Below are 21,507 nucleotides of genomic sequence, written 5' to 3'. Positions count from 1 at the left end.
CGGCCGGTTCAGCGGATGGCGGACGAGGCGGCAGCGCTCGACAGCCGCTCGCCCCCTTCTCTTGGCGCCCTCCCACCCGGCTCTCCACGCACATCCGACCGGTTCCCCGCTTCCCCTAGCGGCTTCTCCCGAGCAGAAGTTACGCTTCCGGCAGACGCCGTTCTGGCATCGTTCCCACACCGCGTCCACATCGGACGAAGCGCACATTGGAGATTCACCTTGTCGACACCGCTGTCGCTGGCCCTGATCGGCTTCTGGCACGTACACGCCACGGATTACGCGGCTCAGGTCGTGGAGAGCGAGGGCGCTGAGCTCGTCGTCGCGTGGGACGATCAGTTTGATCGCGGCCGCCCCGCCGCCCAGAAGCTCGGAATCCCCTTCGCGACGGACCTGGACGAGGTGCTGAGTCGACCCGATGTCGATGGGATCGTTGTCACCACGTCCACGGCCGCCCACACCGACGTGATCGGGCGGGCGATCGCCGCCGGGAAGCACGTCTTCACCGAGAAGCTGCTCGCCCCCACCGTCGCGGAGTGCGAGCAGCTCGTCGACGCCGCGCGCGCCGCGGGTGTGCGCCTCGTCGTCTCCCTGCCCCGGCTCTCGGAGAGCGTGACCGAGACGATCGCCGCAGCCATCCGAGACGGCTCGCTCGGCGACGTCACCTACACCCGCGTGCGGCTCGCGCACGACGGCTCGGTGGCCGGCTGGCTGCCGTCCCGCTTCTACGACCCGGCGGACGCCATCGGCGGAGCGCTCACCGACCTCGGCTGCCACGCCGTGTACCTCACGCAGCGCTTCCTGGGCACGGCGCCCGAGACCGTCTCGGCGGTCTACTCCTCGGTCACCGGCGAGGCCCTCGAGGACAACGCCGTGGTCACGCTCCGCTACCCGGGCGGCGCGATCGCGGTGATCGAGGCGAGCAACGTCACGACGCCCGGCGCCTCCACCATCGAGGTCCGGGGCACGAAGGGCACGCTCGTGTTCGGCTTCGCGGGCCTCGGCCTGCTCGGCAAGGGCGACGCCTATGACCCGGAGAAGTGGATCGAGCCCGAGGCGCAGCCCGCCCCGCCCATGCCGATGGCGCAGTGGCTGTCCGCCATCCGCTCCGGGTCGGATACCGACGCCAACACGGCCGCCGCCATCGAGCTCACCCGGCTCGTCCAGGCGGCCAACGCCTCGGCGGTCGCCGGGCGCACCCTCGACTACCGCGTTCCCGCGATCACCCGCTAGTTCCCCCTCCCGACCTCAGAGCAGAAGAAGCGAAAGGCTATGACCAACACGAACGGAAAGATCCGCGTCGGACTCATCGGAGCAGGCGGCATCGCCGGCGCACACGTGAAGGGGTATCTGGAGAACCCGGACACCACCGTGCTCGTCGCCGTGGCCGACCCGGTCGAGGCGAACGCGCAGCGGCGGGCTGAACCCGCCGGCGCCGCCACCTACGGGAGCTACCTGGAGATGCTTCGGAACGCGGAGATCGACGCCGTCGACATCTGCCTCCCCCACCACCTGCACAAGGACGCCATCGTCGCGGCCGCCCAGGCGGGCAAGCACATCCTGTGCGAGAAGCCGCTCTGCCTCAGCCCGGAGGAGGCCGCCGAGGTCCAGGCCGCCGTTGAGGCGAACGGTGTGACGCTGATGTGCGCCCACAACCAGCTGTTCTCGCCCCCGGTCGCCAAGGCGGTCGAGCTGATCCACGAGGGGCTCCTCGGCCAGGTCTACGAGGTGCGCACGACGGACAGCTTCTTCAACGACTTCAACCCGGAGAGCATGGGCTGGCGGGCCTCCGCCGCGACCAGCGGCGGCGGTGAGCTCATCGACACGGGCTACCACCCCACCTACCTGATGCTGCAGCTGGCCGGGGGCGAGCCGGTCGACGTGACCGCCATGCTCAGCACGCACCGGCTCAAGTTCATGGAGGGCGAGGACTCCGCGCAGGTGCTCGTGCGCTTCGACAACGGCGTGCTCGGCAGTCTCACGACGAGCTGGGCCTACAACCCGTCCGCCAACACCGAGCGCTTCTCCGTGGTCGGCGAGAAGGGATCCCTCTTCAGCGACGGCAAGAACCTCTCCTACCGGCTCCGCACCGGCGAGCAGGCGACCCTCGAATTCCCCTCGGTCAACGAGTTCGCGGCGGAGATCGCGCACTTCGCCCGGTCGATCCTCGACGGCACGCGTCCCCTGCACACGGAGAAGGAGGGGATCGAGGTCCTCGGGATCATCCTCGCCGCCTACGAGTCGGCGTCCACCCGGGCCTACGCGCCGGTCCGCAGCGCCTCCAGCGTGCCCGTCGGCTGACCCACCGGCACGCCGTACCCCTGCCGTCGTCCCCGGTGCCCGGAGCGCCGGGGACGACGGCGTTTCTGTCCCCCGAATCCGCCGAAGTCAAGCCCGAGTTCCTGGGCGCGAGTGACCCCATCCGGCTCTATCATCAGCGGAACGGCTCCGACTCCCTCTGCACAGTTGCGGGTGGAGAGGTCGGCACTTATAGTCGCCCTGTGTGGTAACGATGCCACACCGGATAGCCGGAGCCACAGGCGTCTCTGGAAGGGATGACGATGAAGCCACAGCGGACGATTCGGTGCGAGCGCCTGGAGCGCCGGCCGTGACCGCCGTCGAGGACCGGGCCGCCACTGCCGAGGCAGCAGCCGTCGCCGCTCCGCCTGGCAAGAAGGCCAAGGCACCGAAGGTCAAGGACAAGTTCAACCGGCGCGAATCCCTCGCGGGCTACCTGTTCGTCGCCCCCTGGATCGTCGGGTTCCTCATCTTCACCCTCGGGGCGATGATCTACAGCCTCGTGATCTCGTTCAGCGACTACGACCTCGCGACCGACACCGCGTATCCGAACAGCGGCGCCAACTACGCGGAGCTGTTCGAGGACCCGCGCGTCTTCATGGCTCTCGGCAACACCCTCTTCTACGCCGTGATGGCGGTGCCGCTCGAGATCATCTTCGCGCTGTTCCTCGCGATGCTGCTCAACCGGGTCGGCAAGGGCGCCGGACTGTTCCGCACCCTCTACTACCTGCCCAAGATGACCCCGTCGGTCGCGACCGCGTCGGTCTTCCTGCTGCTGCTGAACGGCAACTACGGCGCCATCAACAAGGGCCTCGCCGCGATCGGCATCCAGGGCCCGCAGTGGCTGACCGATCCCAACTGGGTCAAGCCGTCCATCGTGATCATGACCCTCTGGGGCGTGAGCGGCACGATGATCATCTTCCTCGCGGCCCTGAAGAACGTGCCCCGCGACCTCTACGAGGTGGCCTCGCTCGACGGAGCGGGCAAGGTGCGCCAGTTCTTCAACATCACGGTGCCGATGATCTCGGGGACGATCTTCTTCAACGTCCTCGTCCTCACCATCGCCGCCCTGCAGGTGTTCGACCAGGCGTTCCTTCTCTTCTGGCGCAACCAGACGAACGCCTCCCCCGACGCGTCGCTGTTCTACGCGGTGTACCTGTTCCAGCAGGCGTTCCGCAACTTCAACTTCGGCTTCGCGGCCGCCATGGCGTGGCTGATCTTCGTGATCATCATGATCATCACCCTCATCCAGGTGAAGTTCGGCAACCGGTTCGTCTACTACGAGGAGATCGGGACTGATGAGCTCCAACACGACCAACATCGGCACGGCCAGCGGCACGGTCGACCCTCGTCTGCAGGCGATCGGCGTCGAGGAGACCGGTGGCAACCCCGATGCTCCCGGTCGCCCGATCAGCAGCGTCATCGGGAAGATCGTCCTCTGGATCGTCCTCGTCCTGTTCGCCGGGGCGTTCCTCTACCCGTTCCTCTGGCTGCTGGCTGCGAGCCTCAAGCCGCGTGGCGAGGTCTTCGACAACCGGCTGATTCCCAACACGTTCAACCCGATCAACTACGTGCAGGCGTTCGACAAGCTGCCCCTCCTCAACTGGATGGGCAACAGCCTCCTCATCGCCATCCTGGCCGCCGGCCTGGTGACGCTGTCGAGCTCGATCGTCGCCTTCGGGTTCGCCTACTTCAAGTTCCCGGGTCGCAACCTGCTCTTCGGCCTCATCCTCGCCACGATGATGATGCCGGGCGCTGTCACGCTGATCCCGACGTACCTGATCTGGAACCACCTCGGCTTCGTCGGCACGAACGTCCCGCTGTGGGCGGCCAACCTGTTCGGCTCCGCGTTCTACATCTTCCTGCAGCGGCAGTTCTTCCTGGGCCTGCCGCGGGAGCTGTTCGAGGCGGCGCGCATGGACGGCGCCAGCTACTGGGGTCTGTTCTGGCGGATCGCGGCTCCGCTCGCGGTGCCGTCGTTCATCATCGTGTTCATCTTCGAGTTCCAGGCGAGCTGGAACAACCTGCAGGCACCGCTCATCTACCTGAACTTCGGGTCGATCGAGAACTTCACGGTGCCGCTGGGGATCTCGTACGCGATGACCGCCTTCAGCCCCGGCAACGGCGGTCAGGGCGACTACCAGTGGGTCATGGTCGCGGCGCTCGTCGTGACGCTCCCGATGCTCATCCTGTTCGCCTTCGGCCAGCGCTTCTTCATCGAGGGAATCGCGACCCAGGGCCGCAAGGGCTGATCCCGCACCACGAGGAACGCCCCGGCCGCTTTGGCGGCCGGGGCGTTCTGCGTTCCGCGAGGCGGAACCCCCTCCGCGTCGAGGTGGCACTAAATGTCCCTTCCGCGGCGAGGTGGCAGCACCTAGTGCCACCTCGCGGAGTCCGCGCGCGACGCGCGCCAGGAGCGGCCTCGAGGTGGCACCAGATGTCCTTTCCCCGGCGAGGTGGCAGCACTTAGTGCCACCTCGCGGGGTCCGCGTCGCCGCTCGATGCCTCGAGGGTGGTGGACCAGAGGCCGTGGGGCCGTGCGGCCGGCCGTCCGCACACTCGAGGAGCCACATGCCAGGGCTTAAGACGATGTGAGGTGGCCGGCTCCCCGCGCACGTCACCTTGTGGCTGCGCTGAGCCGTGCACCGAGCGCGCCTCCTTCCGCCGAGCGCTCCCCGTGACGACGAGCGCGCCCGGTCTACACCCCGCGCTCGTCGCCTCACGCCGCGCTCGACGCGCGCCCGGCGTCTCACCCCGCGCTCGACGCCGACCGCCTCCTGTCCGGCCCGTCCAGCCGCACGCCGCCGCCCTACCGAGCGCGCCCCTCCCCACCGAGCGCGCCCCGTAACGACGAGCGCGCCCCGTCTACACCCCGCGCTCGTCGCCTCACCCCGCGCTCGACGCGTGCCCGGCGCCTCAGCCCGCGCTCGACACGCGACCGCCTCGTGTGCGGCAGGTCCAGCGGCACACCGAGCCCCCTTACCGAGCGCGCCTCCGCCCACCGAGCGCGCCCCGTAACGACGAGCGCGCCACGTCTACACCCCGCGCTCGTCGCCTCACCCCGCGCTCGGCGCGCGCCCGGCGCCTCACCCCGCGCTCGACGCAAACCGACTCCACGCTCCATCACCGACGGCCGGTCCCCGCGCTGGGCGACAGCCCAGCCGCGGCCGCGCGCTGGGCGCTAGCCCAGCCGCGCTCGACGCGCAGCGTCGAGGCTCCCGCCCTTCCACCAGCACCAGCCAAGGCCGGCCACCTCGAAACCGCACGGAAAGCGCGAAGCGGCGACTTCGAGGCCGCTTCAGCGGCCGATGAAGCCGCCCCATACCCGCTCAACAACGCGACGCACCTCAGGAGCGGGGTGGGGTGCGCCATTCTCTTGCGAGTTTTGGCGGCCATGCTTGGCCGCCAATGTCTGAGCTGAGAATGGCGCACCCCACCCCGCGATCCCAGCCACCGACAAGCACCCCCGACCCGCCCCACGAACGCCAAAGGGCGGCCCTCCCGAAGAAGGACCGCCCCAAGGTTCAGACAGAGAAGGTTACTTCCCAGTCGTCTGGTCGTACGCCCGCTGAGCGGCTTCCTGCCCGTCCTTGAGCGCTTCTTCCGGCGTCTTCTCGCCGTTCAGCGCCGCGGTGACGGCGGTCGCGAGCTCGGTCTGGATCTCCTGACCGGCAGCGGACGATCCGAACGACTTGCCCGTGCCCACCACGTCGTAGTACGTGGCGATGACCTGGTCGAAGCCCGCGTTGCCGGTCGGCTTGACGAACGCGTCGCGGATCGCCTGGTCGGCGGAGGGCGAGCCCGTGAAGAGACCGGTGTTCATGCGGTTGGGGTCGGGGTCGTTCTTGATGGTGGTGGCGCGAGCGTCACCGGCGGCCTGCCACGCCTCGTCCGAGGTGAGGTTGAGGGCCCAGGCGCAAGCGGCAGCCGGGTTCTTCGCACCCTTGGGGATGACGAAGGCCGTGCCGCTGGCGACGGTGAACGGGTTGCCGTCCTTGTCCTTGAACGGAACCGCGTTGATGGTGATGTTCGCCTGCGTGGCGGCGAGCACGTTGGGGTACCACTGCGCGTTGATCTCCGCCGCGACCTGGTCCTTCACGTACTGGTTCTCCGCGCCGAACATGTCGAAGGTGTCGATGAAGCTCTTCACCTTGGCGAAGCCGCCCTGCGCGTCCATCAGCTGCTTGAGGAACGTGAGCGCCTCGACGTTGGCCGCATCGTCGAGGGTCGGCTTGCCGTCCTCGTCCATGATCTGACCGCCGTTGCCCAGGAACCAGAGGCCGGCGGTGCCGGGCACCTGCGGGTCGAGGCCGAGGGTGGACGGGTTGCCGCCGCTCTCCTTGTACAGCTTGGTGACGGCGGAGAGGAGGCGCTCGTGGTCGGACGTGTCGATGTCGTCGTTCGTGAGACCGGCCGCCTCGAGGAGGCGCGTGTTCACGATGATCGCCGGGGGCTGATAGAACTGCGGCACCGCGTACATCGTGTTGTCGTAGGTGACGTCGCCGATGACGGAGTCGTACCAGTGGTCCGCCGTGACGTCGTTGGCCGAGAGGCACTTGTCGAGCGGCTGGATGAGGCCCTTGGCGGCGTAGGTGCCGACGTACTGGGAGCTCATCTGGACGACGTCGGGCACCTGGCCGCTGGCGGTCGCCGCGGTGAACTTCTGTGCGTCGAACGCGGTCTGCTCGATCTTGATCTTCACGCCCTTGAGCTGGTCGGCCGCGTAGTCGAGCCGCGCCTGGCCGACGTCGTCGGCGTTCTCGAAGCCCCACGCGTTGAGCGTGCCGCTCGGCTTCGCGGAGAAGTCCGCGTTGCTGCCGCCGCCTGCCTTGCCGCCGCTGCCCGACCCACACGCGGTCAGCGCCGCGACGGATACCACGGCGGTGACGGCGAGGAGGATCCTCTGCCTCTTCTTCATTGGTTTCCCTTCGCAAGAGATCCGCCGGGGCATCTTCGCTCCCGCGCGGTGGGCGGACTCCTGGGCTGTATCTGGAATCCTTCCCAGGTTGGAGTATGGCTGACACGCCGATTCGCCACAAGATGCCACGGCGCGATGAGACGAAAACGTGAGAAACGCGGGCCGGGCCGCTTGTTTGGGCGCTTCCAACGTGGCTAGGCTCGTCTGGGAACGATCTCATACAGAGACGAGCGAAGGGGCTCCGTGGGCGCCATCAAGAGGGTTTTTCTCGTCGGTCACACGCACCACGATGTGGGCTACACGAACAGCCCGCGCATCATCGACCGGATGCACGAGTCCATTGTCCGCCAGGTCCTCGATCTGAGCGATGCCCACGCGGCGGAGGGCTTCCGCTGGACGTTCGAGGTGGCCCGTCCGGTGCTCCGCTTCCTGGAGCACGCCTCCCCCGAGGAGGTGGAGCGTCTGCGGGCACGCGTGGCCGATGGGACGCTCGCCGTCACGGCCGGCTACCTGAACAACACGCAGCTCGCCTCCCAGCCCGAGCTGGACACCGCCTACGACCGGTTGGCCGCTTTCGCGGCTGCGGGCATCCCGGTGCGGACGGAGCAGCACGGAGACGTCAACGGGCTCTCCTGGGGCGCCGTCCCGGCGATGCGCCGCGCCGGCATCGAGCGACTCGTCATGGCGCTCAATCCGGATCACGGCCGTCCGCCGTTCGCCCAGCCTTCAGGATTCTGGTGGGAGGGACCGGATGGCGAGCGGATCTTCGTGTGGCTGTCGACGCACTACGGCTTCGGCGAGGAGTGGGGCATCGTCGACGCGGACGTCGAGCTCGCGGAGACCCGCATCCTCGAATTCCTCGACGGCCTGGCGCGGCGGGACGACTACCCCTACGACTCGGTGATCGTGCACGCGGGCAACGACAACCGGTGGCCGACCGCCCTGTACCTCGAGGTGCTGCGGCACTGGAACGAGCGGCACCCGGACATCCTGATGGAGACGGCGACCATCGACAAGGCGCTCGACGCGCTCGAGGCGCAGGCACGAGACGCCGAGATCCCGACGGTTCGGGGCGAGTGGTCGGACTGGTGGTCGCACGGCCACGGCTCGACCGCGCGTGAAGTGGCCGTCTACCGCGAGGCGCGCTCCCTGGCGCTCACCGCCCAGGCGACCCTCGCCCTCACCGCGCTCCGCGGCGACGGATCCCCTGCCCTCGCGACCGTGCTCGGCTACCGCCGCGGTCCTGTCCGGCTGCGGAGCGGCGTCGAGATCGAGCGAGACCTGACCGCAGTGGACGACGAGCTGCTCCTCTTCAACGAGCACACCTGGGGCTCGTGGGAGACCTACTCGAAGCCGCATTCCGCGTTCAGCCACTCGCACTGGAACGCCAAGGCCGGCTTCGCGTACGGCGCCTACGACTGGGCCCGCGACCTCGCCGTCGAGGGCCTCTTCCGCCTCGTCGCGAGCCCGCCGGGATCCGCGGCGGAGGCCGCGCGGGCCATCGTCGTGGTGAACCCCACCGAGAGTGCGCGCACCGAGCCCGTGACCGTGGAGATCGACGGAGCCCGCAGCGTGACGCTGCTCGCCCGCGATGTCCCGGCCTTCGGCGTCGCCGTGCTCCCCGTTCCCGAGCCCGTGCCGGCATCGGGACCCGGCCGCACGATCCGCACGGACCGCTACGAGGCCGTCGTGGATCCGGCGCGGGGCGGCGTGGTGTCCCTGGTGGACCTCGCGACCGGACGCGAGCTCGTCGATCGCGGTGCCGACTCCGGGCTCGGCGCTGTGGTGCTCGAGCAGGTCCCCGCGGACAGCGGCCACCCGATGGTGACGCACAGCCCGAAGGACTTCCATCCCGACTTCCCCGGCCCCGACTTCGTGCGCGTGGCCTCAGCCGGGAGCGGCGAGCCGGTCGTCACCGAGACGGACGACGCCGTCGAGATCCGCTGGACCGGCTCGGCGCCGACCGTGCCGTCGGTCGTCGGCACCCTTCGGCTCTACCGGGACAGCGACCTGATCGACCTCGATGTCGACCTGGTCAAGCCCGAGGTGTTCGCGCCGGAGAGCATCTTCGTCGCCTTCCCCTTCGCCCTCAGCGAGCCGCGCTTCCTCCTCGAGACGGCGGGCGCCGTGTACGAGGCGGACCGCGAGCAGTTGCCGGACACCAGCAAGGACTGGTACTCGATCCAGTCCGCCGTCGGCGTCCGGGGCAACGAGGGCGGCGTGCTGTGGGGCTCCCTCGACGCCCCGCTCGTGCAGGTGGGCGGCTTCCATACCGGCCAGTGGGCTCGCGAGCTCGACGCTCCCGCCGGCCACATCAACAGCTGGCTCATGAACAACCTGCACTTCACGAACTTCCAGGCCCGGCAGGACGGCACGTGGCACTACCGGTACCGCTTCCGCCCGGCCGCGCCGGAGCCCGCCGACGTGCAGCGCTTCGGGCGCGACCTGCTCGTGCCGCTCCAGGCTCGGCAGTACGCGGGTCCCGTCGCGCTGGAGGGAAGCGCCGGCCTCCGCGTCGAGCCCGCCGAGGCGCTGCTCGCCGAGCTGCGCCCGCAGGGGGACGGAGTGCGCATCCGCCTGCGGAACGTCTCGGGAGAGCCCGTCGAGGCGACGGTGGCCTGGGATGGCGACGGCGTCGAGATCGAGCCCGGCACGGTGTCCGTGCCTCCGTACGGCCTGGCGGAGGTGCGGGCGGGGCGGACCGCGACCTGACGCACCCGCGCAAGACGGCAGCGCACTGCGGGGTCAGGCGTCCCACTCGCTGGGGGCGGGCGCCGAGGTCGACGGCATCGCGACGTGGCGAGACCAGTCCGCAAGCCACTCGGGGATGGGGTGCGCCGTCGGGTTGACGCCCGCGAGCTCGCCGACCTCCGCGATGGGGGCCACTCCCCCGGTCCTGCGCAGGAAGCGACCCTTGACGTAGGCGCGCGCGTACAGCTCGCCGCCCGCGACGAAGCGCTGCTCGAGATAGACCGCGCGCTCGTCGTAGCCGAGGATCCTCGTCTCGATCTCGAACCGCTGCCAGAGCCGCAGCGACTTCCGGTAGGTGATGGTCTGCGAGGCCACCACCGGATACACGCCGGCCTTCTGGAAGCGCGCCCAGACGCCGGACCGCATCAGCAGGTCGAGGCGCGGCAGGTCCATGAGGGACAGGTAGACGCCGTTGTTGACGTGCCGCAGCTCGTCGAGGTCGGTGGGCCAGACGCGGCCGGACATCCGGGCGACGTCATGCAGGCCGATCCGGGGTCGGCGCGGGGCGGTGAGAGTGAGCTGGGCGAGGCGGAGGGAGCGGCGGAGGATGTCCACCGCCGAAGACTAGGACAGCGCTCCTGCCGCTCCCACGCCGGTTGTCGCTCTTCCCCAGGCGGATACCCGGCGAACGGGAACCGCCTTGGAGGAGAGCGACGACTCAGCCGGCCAGCGCCGTGACTCCGTCGAAGCGCACGGGGCCGTCCGGGCCGCTCACCTCGAGCACGAAGCCGACGTCGCCGCGCGTGACCCGTGCCTCGAGGACGGCGGACGCCCCGGCTGTCCTCCACGCGAGCCGGAGCGAGTCGCCGCCGGCCTCCCAGGAGAAGTCGCCGTCGAAGGCCGCATGCGTCGCGCGCAGGCGGACGAGCGCGAGGATGGCGCGCGGCACCTCGGCGGCGAGCGCCTCGGCGATCTCGTCCGGCGAGTAGAAGTGCCTGTTCACGTCGCGTCCGTTGGCGGTCCGGGCGTAGAGGTCGGTGTCGTCGAGTCCGGCGAGCAGGCCGACGTAGTAGATCTGCGGCGTCCCGGGCACGAAGAGCTGCACCGCCCGGCACAGCAGATACGCGGTGGGGTCCGCGCCGAGCGTGCTGAAGAACGTCGCGTTGATCTGATGCGGCAGCGCCGTCCAGGCGGGCAGCACGGAGGCGAGCGCCGAGTGCCCGCGGGTGGCTACGGCGGCCCGCTCGAAGATGTCGCGCATCTCCTCGAAGGAGATGAGGCCCTCGCGGTGCGCCGACGGCCCGGCGTCGATGACGCCGATGCCGTCGTGCGTGTCGAGCACCGTGATGGCGTTGACCGGGCGGATCTCGAGCCACCTCGCCAGCCGCTCCACCGAGCCTGTGCCGAGGAGTGCAGCAGCAGGGGCGGCAGCGCGAAGTCGTAGACGAGGTCGACCAGGGGCGCGATCGCGAGCTGCTGCGTGTAGTGCGCGTGCACCTCGACCAGCACGTGGAGCCCGTGCGCATGCGCCATCGCGGTGATCTCGCGGACGAAGTCGAGCGTGTGCTCCGTCATGAAGCTGTCGCTTCCCGGGGTCTTGATCGCGTAGCCCACGGCGTCGAGCCGCACCGTCGTGACCCCGCCCGCCTTGAGTGCCTGGAGGAGGCGCTCGAGGTAGCGGACGCCGGCGGGATGGCGCACGTCGAGGTCCACCTGACTCGGCATGAAGGTCGTCCATACCAGCCGGCGCCGGCCGTCGGCCGTCCGGTACGCCGTGAACGGCAGGCCGGGCCGCGGGCGGTAGAAGGCGGTGATCTGATCCTCGGTGCCGCCGTCCGGGAACACCGCGTCGAAGGTGAGGAACATCCCGTCGAACTCGGAGAGGTCCTGCTTCGCGAGCCAGTCCTGGAACTCCGCCGAGTCCGCGGACACGTGGTTGACGATCAGGTCGGCAGTCACCTCGCGCTCGGCCGCGATCGCCCGGACATCGTCCCAGGTCCCGAGCCGGGGATCGACGCTCGTGTGGTCGACGGGGTCGAACCCGGCGTCGTCCCCGTCGAAGGGCACGAAGAAGGGCAGCAGGTGCACCCCCGAGAACGCCGAAAGCGGTCCCTCCAGCAGCCGGCGCGTGCCGTCGATGCCGCCGCCCAGCCGGTCGGCGTAGGCCAGCAGCTGAACCTCGCGGGCGGTCATGCGGGGAGCTTTCGCACGGCCGCCAGCAGAGCGGCCGCGCCGCCCTCGGGCGAGGTGAGCACCGGGACGTCGAGGTCGAGGCCCGCCGCGGCCGCGGCCATCGAGGCCTGCGCGAGCACGATCACGTCCGCATCGGCAGCGGCGGCCGTGATGGCCTCGCCGACCAGCCGGTCATGGGTGGCCTGATCGCCGCCGGAGCGGGCCGCGGCGGCGCCGTCCACGACGCGGGAGGCGACTTCGACCGGCCGGTCCGCCCCGGCCACGCGGCTCTCCAGCAGGCGGCCCGTCGGACCGAGCGTCGCCGCGAGGGTCGCGAGCACCGCGACGCGGGCAGCCCGATCCGCCGGCGCCCGCTCGACGGCGAGCGCGACGGCCTCGTCCGCCATGGTGGCGTCCACCCGGAGGACGGGAACGTCCACCCGGCCGGCGGCCTCCTCGACGGCCTCCCCGATCGAGGAGCACGTCACGAGGATCGCGTCGGCGCCGTCGTCGGCGAGGTGCTGGACGTGGCGCAGCACCTCGGCCCGGATCTCGTCGTCCACGCCGTGCGCGATCGCGCCGCTCAGGAGGCCCGCGTCGACCACGTGCACGATGTCGCCGTCATGGCCGGTGCGCTTCAGCAGGTCGTCGAATGTGACGGCGAGCGCAGGCACCGTGTGCAGGAGGCCCAGCCGCGCGCCGCTCATCGCGCGTCGCTCCACGGGCGGGCGGTGCGGTCCACGACGTCGATGAGCGCCTCGAGCCGGGGCCGGGACAGCTCGCGGAGCCGAGCGGGCACGTCGGGCGCGCCCACGACGTCGCTCCAGAGCGCGCGCCCGGCGAGGAAGCCGCTCGCGCCCGCCTGGCACGCCGCCTCGACCGCCGGAAGGAAGTGCTCCCGGTCGACGCCCTGCGAAAGGACGACCCAGGGGGCGCCGATCGCGGTGCCGAGGCGCTCACTCGCTCGGCGCTGATCCTCGAAGTCGCCCTTTCCCGCCATGGGGACCTGCGCCTTGTAGAGGCTCGGGCCGAGGGGCGACAGCTCGCGTGCGGCTTCGACGATGGCGTCGTCCATGTTCCAGGTGCCGGCATCGAGCTCCGCAGGGGTCGCGCGGACGACGGGCTCGAGCACCGACAGCAGGCCGAGCTCCGCCGAGCGGCGGACGAACCGGTCGGCCAGCTCGACGCGGTGCTCGCGTCGCTCGTCGCGGCGCCAGATGATGAGCAGCTTGAGGGCGCTGACGCCCTCCAGCTCCGTCGCGCCGCCGACGACCGTCTCGTCCAGCTCGGTCTCCTCGACCGGTCCGCCGTCCTCCTGCTGCAGGGCGTCTGCGGCGAGGATGAGGCCATCGCTCTCGGGCAGGATGCCCTCATCGCGCACGCGCTCGAACCCGTAGTGCCGGTCGATCAGGAAGCCGGAGGCGAGCGGCCCGAGCTCCCGGGCGACGTCCATCTTGAACTGCACGAGCACGTCGTCGGCCGGTCGGCCGACGCCGGCCGCGTCGAACATAGCCCGCAGGCTCTCGCGCTGGTCCATCGCGACCATGGCGAAGCCTCCGCCGGGCCTCGCGATCGCGTCGAGGGTGAGCATCGTCCGGGTCATCATTCTCCTTCTCCGTCGGGCGAGCCGGCTGCGGCTGCCACGAATCGCTCGTACATCTTCCGATAGGGATCCCCGGGTTCCCGGGACAGGGTCACGCCGGCGAGGACGGGCGCCTCGCCGGGCAGACGCCCTGCTCGCGACGCTGCGAGCAGAGCGGCTCCGGAGGCGACAGGCTCTGACGCCGTCGTCAGGCGCGCGTTCATGGGATACACCTGCGCCTTGATGTCCATCCATGGGCGGTTGCCGCCACCCGGCCCACCCAGGATGCGCAGCGGACCGGCCGGAGGTCCCGCGATCCGCGACTGCTCATCGAGCATCCACCGTGCGTGCAGCGCGGTGCCCTCCAGCATGGCCCGGGCCAGCAGCGGGATCGCCCGCGCCTTCGCATCGACCTCGCGGCCGTCCTCGTCGAGAAGGCGGACGTCGACCCTGCGATCCGGGCGAGGCGTCTGCCGCCCGGCCAGGTAGGGCAGGACGGTCAGGCCGCTCGGCTCCGGTCCGAGCTCGGCGATCTCGGCGAGGACGTCCGCGGTGTCCCGGGCTCCGATCCGGTGGGCGAACCACCAGCGGACGAAGGCGCCCGCGTTGGCAGACCCCGCCAGCAGCGAAGGCGCACCCGTGACGGTCCGCGTGATGCTCATCCCGGTCGGTCGCACGATCGCGGGGTCGGGTGCGTCCCCGAGCACGCGCACGAGAGCCTCCGCTGTGCCGATCGAGTCCGCCGTCTCCCCGGACCCCGGGCGCCGGCGGCCCACGCGCCGACCGCATGATCGTGACCGGCCACGTGCACGGGAATCCCGGCAGGGAGGCCGGTGAGCGAGGCGGCGTCCGAGGTGACGCTTCCGGCGGGCAGGCCGGCGGCACGGACCTCCGGGAGCTGGTCCGAGCGCAGCCCGACAGCGGCGAGGAGGGTCTCATCGAACCGATCGGGGGCCACTGCGGTGCGGTAGGCCATGGTGCGGGCGGCCAGGGTCTGGTCGGTGGCGAGCTCGCCGGTCAGGGCGAGGGCGAGGAGGTCCGCCACACCGGCCCACCGGCGCATCTGCTGCCAGCCCACGGGATCCAGGCGGCGCAGGCGGGCCCACTGCGCAAGGGGCGCCTTGGGCAGCGCGGGCACGCCGGTCGCGGCGAACACCTCCGCGGCTCCCAGCCGGCCGATCAGGGCGTCGAGGTCGCTCGTGTCGTCGTTGCCGTCCCAGCGCAGGATGGGGCGAAGAGGGCGGTCATCGCGGCCCAGCGGCACGCCCGACTCGGCCATCGACGCAATGCCGACCGTCTCCGGCGGCCCGGGCGCGGTGGCGAGGACGCTGCGGAGCAGGTCGAACACGACCCGCACCAGCTCGTCGGCGTCCCGCGGAGTCGGCGCGGTGCACACGGCCAGCTCAGTGACGCCGGTCCCGATCCCGATGACGGCGACCTTCACGTTGGTGCTGCCGATGTCGATGCCCACGGCCACGGTCTCGGGGCGCTCCAGATCGCCCGCCGCTCCGCTGGTCACCCGCTAATTCTGTTCGGTTTCTAACAGACGCGTCAAGTTCTGTCAGTCCATTGACAAGTTTTGTGTCGCCCCGGTTGGATTGGACCGTGCGCTACACCGAGGCCCCTGCGCGACGCGCGGAGCTGCTGCGGCGCCTCGCGTCCGACGGCTACGTCTCCTCCGCCGCCCTAGCCGAGGAGTTCGGAGTGTCCGAGATGACGATCCGGCGGGACCTTCGACAGCTGCACCACGAGGGCCACGCCCGCCGAGTGGCGGGCGGCGCCAGCCTGCCCCAGGGCGGTGCCCGCGGGGCGACGTTCGAGGAGCGCGACCTCGCCGCCTCGAGGGAGAAGGCGGCACTCGCCGCAACCTGCGCGGACCTCCTCGCCGCCGCGGCGACGGTCGCGCTCGACGCCGGCACCACCGTCGCCGGTGTCGCCGCTCTGCTCGCCCCGGGCACGACGGTGGTGACCCACTCCTCCCCGTGCTCACGACGTGCACCGCGCGCGACGACCTCTCCTCATCGCGCTGGGCGGCACCTACCAGGCCTCGACCCGCTCGTTCACCGGCCAGCCCGCGCGGGACGGTCTCGAACGCGTGTCGCTGGACGTCGCCGTCCTGTCCGCGACCGCGGTGGACGACAGCGGCCTGCTGTGCGCGAACGACCTCGACGCAGAGATGAAGCGCGCGATGGGCGCCGCCGCCCGCCGGCGCATCCTCCTCGTGGACTCGACCAAGATCGGCGGGCGCGCGCCCATCCGGTTCGGCGCCCTCTCCTCCATCGACCTGGTCATCACCGGCGCAGCGGCGACCGAGGAGCAGCGCGCACTGCTCGAGGCGGCCGGCGACGTCCTCTACGTGTCCGACACTCTCGAGGCTGCCCAGTGAGCCGCCTCGGCGTGATCGCCGATGACGTCACCGGCGCCTGCGATGTGGCGGGCGGGGTGGCCGCCGCGGGAGTCCGGACGAGCGTCTACCTCGGCGTTCCCGGGGCGGACGCGACCGACGACGCCGCCGATGAGTGCCTCGTGGTGGCCCTCAAGACCCGGACCGTGCCCGCCGAGCAGGCGGTGGCGGAGTCGGCCGAGGCGGCGCGCTGGCTGAGGGCGCACGGCGCCACGCGGCTGTACCAGAAGTACTGCTCGACCTTCGACAGCACGGACCGCGGCAACATCGGTCCGGTCGCGGACGCCCTGGCCCCCGTTGACGGGATCTCGGTGGGGACCCCCGCCACCCCGGCCGCAGGCCGCACCCAGTACCTCGGCCACCTGTTCGTCGGCGACCGGCTGCTCTCCGAGTCGTCCATGCGCGACCATCCGCTGACCCCCATGCGCGACAGCGACCTCGTCGCCGTGCTGTCCCGCCAGACCTCCTCCCGGGTGGAGCTCGTTCCTCTGCCCACCGTGCGGAGCGGCGCGACCGAGCTGGCCGCCGAGCTCGACCGCCGGGCAGGGGCCGGAGCGCGGCACCTCCTCGTCGACGCCATCGCGGACTCGGATCTCGATGCCCTCGCCGCCGCTCTCGATCGCGTGCAGACCCCGCTCGTGCTCGGCGGCGGGGCCGGGATCGCCCTCGCGCTCGCCCGCAGGACCGGGCACGGCTCCGGTGTCGCGGCGGAAGCGGTGCCGCCGGGCGGGCCGCGCCTCATCCTCAGCGGGAGCGCCTCGCTCCGCACTCGCGAGCAGGTGGCGGCATTCGACGGCCCCGTCGTCGCCGTCGACCCCCTCGCGATCGACCGGGAGGGCACGGCACCCGTGCTGGCGGCCGTGCGCGCCGCCCTGTCCGCCTCCGGGGACACGCCGGTTCTCGTGTCCGCCACCGTCGGGCCCGAGCGCGTGCGGGACGCCCAGCAGCGGCTGGGCGCCGAACGAGCGGCCGGCCTCCTCGAGTCCGCCCTCGCCTCAGCGGGCCTCCTCGGCGTCGCCGAGCTCGGTGTCCGCCGGCTGATCGTCGCGGGCGGCGAGACCTCCGGCGCCGCCGTCGCCGCCCTCGGGCTCCGCCGCCTGGCGGTAGGCCGGCTGGCCGCACCCGGGGTGCCTTGGACCACGGGCGCGGCCGCGGCGGTCGGCGGCTCCCCGACCGTGGCGCTCCTGCTCAAGTCGGGCAACTTCGGCGAGCCCGATCTGTTCACGCGAGCCTGGGAGAGCGCACCATGACCGACGACGCCGACGCCCTGATCCGCGCCGCACGCCACCTCGCGGCCCGCGGGCTCTCCCCCGGCAGCTCGGGCAACCTCAGCGTGCGCATGGGGGACCGGATGCTGATCACGCCGACCGGCTCGAGCCTCAGCCGTGTCGAGTCGAAGGACCTCGCCGAGGTCCCGCTCGGGGACGGGAGCGCCACTCACGGCAGCCCCTCCAAGGAGTACCCGCTGCACCTCGCGGTCTACCGGCAGCGGCCCGGCGCGAACGCGGTCGTGCACCTGCACTCCCCCTACGCGACCGCGATCGCATGCCTGCCGCCCGACGGCGGCCTCGCCCCTCTTCCGCCGCTCACCCCGTACCGCCTGATGCGCCTCGGCGACGTCCCGGTCGCGCCGTTCGCGGCGCCAGGATCGCGGGCGCTGGCCGACGGGGTCGAGTCCCGAGCGAAGGACTCGCCGGTGATCCTGCTGGCTCAGCACGGCTCCGTCGTCGCCGGAGACACCGTGGACTCGGCGGTCGACCTCGCCGAGGAGCTCGAGACGGCGGCCCAGCTCACCCTCCTCCTCGCGGACCGCGCACCGCGGCTCCTCTCCCCGCCGACGTCGCCGCTCTCCGACCGCCCTCCTGACCACACCTGCCTGCCTGCCGAAGGACCTCCCCGTCGTGTCCAGCCCCGCGCTGCCGAAACCTCCCACCACCCGTCCTCCCCTCGGCTCCGCCTGGCGGTTCCTGCTCTGGCAGGCCGGCCGCCAGAAGGGGACGCTCCTCTCCGGCGTGCTGTACGGCGTGATCTGGATGGTGGCCCAGGCCTTCTGGCCCCTCCTGCTCGGGCGCGCCATCGATGCCGGCACGTCGGGGAGCGACGGAGGTCCGGCGCCCTGGCTGACCGCCCTCGCGCTGGTCGTCCTCGTGCAGGCGGCAGCGGGGGTGATGCGCCATCGAACAGCGACGGTGAACCGCCTGCGGAGCTCCTCGGCGTCGCGCGTCTCGTCGCGCACCACGCCGCCGACACGGGTCGCGCCATCACCGCTACGAAGACCACGGGCGAGATCGTCGCGACGGTGTCGGCGGACTCCAACCGCCTCGGCGCGATGTTCGACATCCTCGCCCGGCTGATCGGCTCCATCGTCGCCTGGCTGGTGATCGCCGGCATCCTGTTCACCTCGTCGTTCGAGCTCGGCCTCCTCGTGCTCCTCGGGGTGCCCGCGTCGTCCCTGCTCCTCGCCGTCCTCGTGCGCCCTCTGGCCCGCCGGCAGCTCGAGCAGCGCGCTCAGTTCGGCGGCCTCGCCACGCTCGGGGCTGACGCCGTCGCGGGGCTCCGCGTGCTGCGGGGCGTCGGTGGAGAGGACGAGTTCGTGGCGCGATATCGCTCGCGTAGCCAGCAGGTGCGCCGAGCCGGCGTCCGCGTCGCGAGCGTCGCCTCCTACCTCGACGGGGCACAGGTCCTCATTCCCGGCCTCTTCCTGACGGGAGTCATGCTGTACGGCGCCGAGCTGGTGCTCGCCGGCCGGGCGACGGCCGGCGACCTGGTCGCCCTCTACGGCTTCGCCGCGTTCCTGGTGCTGCCGATCCGCACCGGGGTGGAGGCGCTCGGCGTCTTCTCGCGCGGGATGGTCGGAGTCCGGCGCATCCTCGAGGTGCTCGCCGTCGAGCCCGCCGTCCGGGACCGCCCGCAGCCGCAGCCGGCGCCTCCCCCGGCTCCGAGCTGCATGACGTCGCCTCGGGCGTGACCATCCACCCCGGGGTGCTCACCGCGATCGTCGACGAGGACCCGGATGCGGCCGCCGAGGTCGCGACGCGGCTGGGCCGATTCGACGACCTCGCCGCGGAGGAGGCTCCCGTCCTCTGGGGCGGCGTGGACCAGACGAGCGTGCCCGTGACCGCGGTCCGGAAGCGCATCGTCGTCAACGACGCGATGCCGCACCTCTTCCGGGGCGCCCTCATCGACGGGCTGGATCTGCTGCCCGTCCGGGAGCCGGAGGTCCCCTCGACGGACACCGGCCAGATCCGCCGCGTCGAGCGGGCGATCGACGCCGCGGCCGCCACCGACACCGTCTCCAACCTGCCCAAGGGCCTCTACGAGGACGTGTCGGAACGCGGCCGGTCCTTCTCGGGCGGGGAGCGACAGCGGCTGAGCCTCGCGCGAGCCCTGCTGACCGACGCCGAGGTGCTCGTGCTCATCGAGCCGACGAGCGCCGTCGACTCCCGCACAGAGGAGAGGATCGCCGAGCGGCTCGCGGAGGCCCGCTCAGGACGGACCACCGTGGTCGTGTCCGCGAGTCCACTCCTGCTGCAGCGGGCGGAGCGCGTCGAGGTGCTCTCGCGCGGCCACCTCGTCGGGGAGGGCCGGCATGACGAGCTGCTGCGCCGGACCGACGCGACCGGCCGCCTCTACCGCTCGATCGTCACCCGAGGACCCGACAAGGAGAAGCATGCTGCTGCCGATCGCTGACACGGCGGAGGTCCGGCGGACGGCGTTGCGCCTCATCCGGCACCACCGCGGCGGGCTCGCCCTCGTGCTCGGGCTGCACACGCTCGCCGCCCTCGCCGGACTGGTCGGACCGCTGCTCATCGGCGCCCTTCTCGACGCGATCACGCGCGGCACGGCGACCTCCGCCTCGGTGGTCCAGGCCGCTCTGTGGCTGCTCGCCTCGGTCCTGGTGCAGACCGTCCTCACCCGCTTCGCCCAGCTCCGCTCGATGGTCCTCGGCGAGACCGTGTTCGCCCGGCTCCGCGAGGAGCTGCTCGCCGCCGTCGGCCGTCTTCCCCTGACGACCGTGGAGCGCGCCGGAACGGGAGACCTTCTCTCCCGCACCACCAACGACGTCGAGAGCATCGCGCAGACGGTCCGCTTCGGTGTCCCCCGCGTCCTCGTGGCCCTCGTCACCGCCGTCCTGACGGTCGGCGCCGCCCTGCTCACGAACTGGCTCGTCGCGCTCGCCATGTTCCTCGGCGTTCCGCTGCTCGTCGTCGGCACCCGCTGGTACCTGCGGAGAGCGAGCAGGGGATACCAGCGCCAGCTCGCCTCCTTCGCCGTCCTCAGCGGCACCGTGACCGAGACGGTGGAGGCCGCGCGCACGGTGGAGGCGCTCGGGCTCGCGCCGGTACGGCGGGAGGAGGTGGACGCGGCCATCCGGGAGCGGCGCGACTCCGAGCTCTACACCCTGGGCCTTCGGATGGTGTTCTTCCCGATCACCGACATCGGGTTCCTGCTGCCCGTCGTCGCGGTCGTCGCGTGGGGCGCCTATCTCGTGGGCCAGGGCGCCGCGAGCGTCGGCGAGGTCACGACCGTGGCCCTCATCGCCACCCAGCTCGTGCGTCCCATCGACGAGCTCATCACCTGGATGGACGAGATCCAGGTCGGCACCACCGCTCTCTCCAGAATCATCGGGGTCAGCCAGGTCCCGCCCGACCGGCACGCGACCGGCGAGACCCCTGCGGACGAGCACGTCGTCGCGGACTCCGTCCGCTACTCGTACCGGACGGGCATCGAGGTCCTGCACGGGGTCGACCTGGACCTGGCGGTGGGCGAGCGCCTCGCGATCGTGGGGCCGACGGGATCCGGCAAGTCGACGCTCGCCCGGCTGCTGACCGGCATCGACGAGCCCAAGTCCGGCCGCGTCGAGGTGGGCGGCGTGCGCCTCGTCGACCTTCCGGTCGAGGAGCTGCGCCGGCACGTCGCGCTCGTCACCCAGGAGCATCACGTCTTCGTCGGCACGGTGGCCGAGAACCTGCGGCTCGCGCGCCCGTCGGCCACGGACGACGACCTCGTCGAGACGCTGCGGGTCGTGGACGCGTGGCCGTGGGTGAAGGCCCTGCCGGGCGGCCTGCACGAGCCGGTCGGATCCGGCGGGCACCCGCTGACGCCTGCGCAGTCCCAGCAGCTGGCGCTCGCCCGCCTGCTGCTGCTCGACCCGGCGACGCTCGTCCTCGACGAGGCGACCTCCCTCATCGATCCGGGGTCGGCGCGCGACCTCGAGCGGACGATGAACGCCGTCCTCCGCGGCCGCACGGTGGTCGCGATCGCGCACCGCCTGCACACCAGCCGTGACGCCGACAGGGTCGCGGTGATGCAGAAGGGCCGCCTCGTGGAGCTGGGCAGCCATGACGAGCTCATGGCCCGCGACGGCGAGTACGCCCAGCTGTGGCGCACCTGGAACTCCGACTGAACTCCGACCGCTGGTTGAGGAGCGGCGAAGCCGCGTCT

17 protein-coding genes and 2 pseudogenes are annotated in these 21,507 nt (G+C 71.5%); 11 read left to right on the top strand and 8 right to left on the bottom strand.

The window, feature by feature from the left end; genetic code table 11:
- Positions 1-219: 219 nt before the first annotated feature.
- The 4 genes and pseudogenes from QUE51_RS07785 to QUE51_RS07770 all read left to right on the top strand — a co-directional run bounded on the left by QUE51_RS07785 (position 220) and on the right by QUE51_RS07770 (position 4,547).
- The gene (locus QUE51_RS07785; RefSeq protein ID WP_286278953.1) at positions 220-1,230 is read left to right on the top strand and encodes a Gfo/Idh/MocA family protein; all 1,011 of its coding nucleotides are present in this window, start codon (positions 220-222) and stop codon (positions 1,228-1,230) included.
- A 39-nt stretch (positions 1,231-1,269) separates the two neighbouring features.
- Entirely contained in the window at positions 1,270-2,298 is a 1,029-nt protein-coding gene (locus QUE51_RS07780) for a Gfo/Idh/MocA family protein (RefSeq protein WP_286278952.1), read from the top strand.
- A gap of 433 nt (positions 2,299-2,731) precedes the next feature.
- Positions 2,732-3,580 (top strand): annotated as a pseudogene (locus tag QUE51_RS07775) (carbohydrate ABC transporter permease); the annotation flags it as partial.
- A 13-nt stretch (positions 3,581-3,593) separates the two neighbouring features.
- Positions 3,594-4,547, top strand: coding sequence for a carbohydrate ABC transporter permease (locus tag QUE51_RS07770; protein ID WP_286278951.1), 954 nt, complete (start codon positions 3,594-3,596; stop codon positions 4,545-4,547).
- A 1,286-nt stretch (positions 4,548-5,833) separates the two neighbouring features.
- Here QUE51_RS07770 and QUE51_RS07765 read toward each other — a convergent pair.
- On the bottom strand, positions 5,834-7,213 hold the full coding sequence (locus tag QUE51_RS07765; protein ID WP_286278950.1) for an extracellular solute-binding protein: 1,380 nt from the start codon (positions 7,211-7,213) through the stop codon (positions 5,834-5,836).
- A gap of 243 nt (positions 7,214-7,456) precedes the next feature.
- Between QUE51_RS07765 and QUE51_RS07760 the strand changes: the two genes are divergently transcribed.
- On the top strand, positions 7,457-9,925 hold the full coding sequence (locus QUE51_RS07760; RefSeq protein WP_286278949.1) for a glycoside hydrolase family 38 N-terminal domain-containing protein: 2,469 nt from the start codon (positions 7,457-7,459) through the stop codon (positions 9,923-9,925).
- Between the two features lie 33 nt (positions 9,926-9,958).
- Here the strand turns inward: QUE51_RS07760 and QUE51_RS07755 are convergent, their stop codons facing one another.
- The 7 genes from QUE51_RS07755 to QUE51_RS07725 all read right to left on the bottom strand — a co-directional run bounded on the left by QUE51_RS07755 (position 9,959) and on the right by QUE51_RS07725 (position 15,177).
- Entirely contained in the window at positions 9,959-10,519 is a 561-nt protein-coding gene (locus tag QUE51_RS07755) for an acyl-CoA thioesterase (protein WP_286278947.1), read from the bottom strand.
- Between the two features lie 103 nt (positions 10,520-10,622).
- Positions 10,623-11,165 carry a sucrose phosphorylase domain-containing protein gene (locus tag QUE51_RS07750; RefSeq protein ID WP_286278946.1) on the bottom strand — a complete coding sequence of 181 codons (543 nt, stop codon included), beginning with the start codon at positions 11,163-11,165 and terminating at the stop codon, positions 10,623-10,625.
- Positions 11,135-12,097 (bottom strand): alpha-amylase family glycosyl hydrolase, encoded by a 963-nt coding sequence (locus tag QUE51_RS07745; RefSeq protein WP_286278945.1) that lies wholly within the window; start codon positions 12,095-12,097, stop codon positions 11,135-11,137. The genes QUE51_RS07750 and QUE51_RS07745 overlap by 31 nt, the downstream gene beginning before the upstream one ends.
- A complete protein-coding gene (locus QUE51_RS07740; protein ID WP_286278944.1) occupies positions 12,094-12,783 on the bottom strand; it encodes an aspartate/glutamate racemase family protein in 690 nt (229 codons plus the stop codon). Before QUE51_RS07740 ends, QUE51_RS07745 begins: the two co-directional genes overlap by 4 nt.
- Positions 12,780-13,682, bottom strand: coding sequence for a hypothetical protein (locus QUE51_RS07735; RefSeq protein WP_286278943.1), 903 nt, complete (start codon positions 13,680-13,682; stop codon positions 12,780-12,782). The genes QUE51_RS07740 and QUE51_RS07735 overlap by 4 nt, the downstream gene beginning before the upstream one ends.
- A complete protein-coding gene (locus tag QUE51_RS07730) occupies positions 13,679-14,320 on the bottom strand; it encodes an FGGY-family carbohydrate kinase (RefSeq protein WP_286278942.1) in 642 nt (213 codons plus the stop codon). The genes QUE51_RS07735 and QUE51_RS07730 overlap by 4 nt, the downstream gene beginning before the upstream one ends.
- Positions 14,317-15,177, bottom strand: a complete 861-nt coding sequence (locus tag QUE51_RS07725; protein ID WP_286278941.1) for an FGGY family carbohydrate kinase — start codon at positions 15,175-15,177, stop codon at positions 14,317-14,319. The genes QUE51_RS07730 and QUE51_RS07725 overlap by 4 nt, the downstream gene beginning before the upstream one ends.
- A gap of 62 nt (positions 15,178-15,239) precedes the next feature.
- On the opposite strand from QUE51_RS07725, the pseudogene QUE51_RS07720 reads away from it, so the two are divergent.
- The 6 genes and pseudogenes from QUE51_RS07720 to QUE51_RS07695 form a co-directional block, all read left to right on the top strand.
- Positions 15,240-15,437, top strand: a pseudogene (locus tag QUE51_RS07720) (DeoR family transcriptional regulator); the annotation flags it as partial.
- A 214-nt stretch (positions 15,438-15,651) separates the two neighbouring features.
- Positions 15,652-16,044, top strand: a complete 393-nt coding sequence (locus QUE51_RS07715; RefSeq protein WP_286279308.1) for a DeoR/GlpR family DNA-binding transcription regulator — start codon at positions 15,652-15,654, stop codon at positions 16,042-16,044.
- Positions 16,041-17,312: a 3-oxo-tetronate kinase gene (gene otnK, locus QUE51_RS07710; RefSeq protein ID WP_286279306.1), complete on the top strand. Its 1,272-nt coding sequence runs from the start codon at positions 16,041-16,043 to the stop codon at positions 17,310-17,312. The genes QUE51_RS07715 and otnK overlap by 4 nt, the downstream gene beginning before the upstream one ends.
- Positions 17,309-19,030 (top strand): class II aldolase/adducin family protein, encoded by a 1,722-nt coding sequence (locus QUE51_RS07705; RefSeq protein WP_286278940.1) that lies wholly within the window; start codon positions 17,309-17,311, stop codon positions 19,028-19,030. Before otnK ends, QUE51_RS07705 begins: the two co-directional genes overlap by 4 nt.
- Positions 19,027-19,752 (top strand): ATP-binding cassette domain-containing protein, encoded by a 726-nt coding sequence (locus tag QUE51_RS07700; protein WP_286278939.1) that lies wholly within the window; start codon positions 19,027-19,029, stop codon positions 19,750-19,752. Before QUE51_RS07705 ends, QUE51_RS07700 begins: the two co-directional genes overlap by 4 nt.
- Complete coding sequence (locus tag QUE51_RS07695) at positions 19,733-21,469, top strand: ABC transporter ATP-binding protein (protein ID WP_286278938.1); 1,737 nt, start codon at positions 19,733-19,735, stop codon at positions 21,467-21,469. Before QUE51_RS07700 ends, QUE51_RS07695 begins: the two co-directional genes overlap by 20 nt.
- Positions 21,470-21,507 lie beyond the last annotated feature (38 nt).

It is taken from the genome of Naasia aerilata (assembly GCF_030296595.1).
Lineage (GTDB): Bacteria > Actinomycetota > Actinomycetes > Actinomycetales > Microbacteriaceae > Naasia > Naasia aerilata.
This window is presented reverse-complemented; position numbering and strand designations above follow the sequence as displayed.

Coding starts and splice junctions, on each gene's coding strand:
- QUE51_RS07780 (WP_286278952.1), top strand. CDS start 1,270: ATGACCAACACGAACGGAAAGATCCGCGTCGGACTCATCGGAGCAGGC.
- QUE51_RS07770 (WP_286278951.1), top strand. CDS start 3,594: ATGAGCTCCAACACGACCAACATCGGCACGGCCAGCGGCACGGTCGAC.
- QUE51_RS07765 (WP_286278950.1), bottom strand. CDS start 7,213: ATGAAGAAGAGGCAGAGGATCCTCCTCGCCGTCACCGCCGTGGTATCC.
- QUE51_RS07750 (WP_286278946.1), bottom strand. CDS start 11,165: ATGCGCGACATCTTCGAGCGGGCCGCCGTAGCCACCCGCGGGCACTCG.
- QUE51_RS07745 (WP_286278945.1), bottom strand. CDS start 12,097: ATGACCGCCCGCGAGGTTCAGCTGCTGGCCTACGCCGACCGGCTGGGC.
- QUE51_RS07740 (WP_286278944.1), bottom strand. CDS start 12,783: ATGAGCGGCGCGCGGCTGGGCCTCCTGCACACGGTGCCTGCGCTCGCC.
- QUE51_RS07735 (WP_286278943.1), bottom strand. CDS start 13,682: ATGATGACCCGGACGATGCTCACCCTCGACGCGATCGCGAGGCCCGGC.
- QUE51_RS07730 (WP_286278942.1), bottom strand. CDS start 14,320: ATGAGCATCACGCGGACCGTCACGGGTGCGCCTTCGCTGCTGGCGGGG.
- QUE51_RS07705 (WP_286278940.1), top strand. CDS start 17,309: ATGACCGACGACGCCGACGCCCTGATCCGCGCCGCACGCCACCTCGCG.
- QUE51_RS07695 (WP_286278938.1), top strand. CDS start 19,733: ATGCTGCTGCCGATCGCTGACACGGCGGAGGTCCGGCGGACGGCGTTG.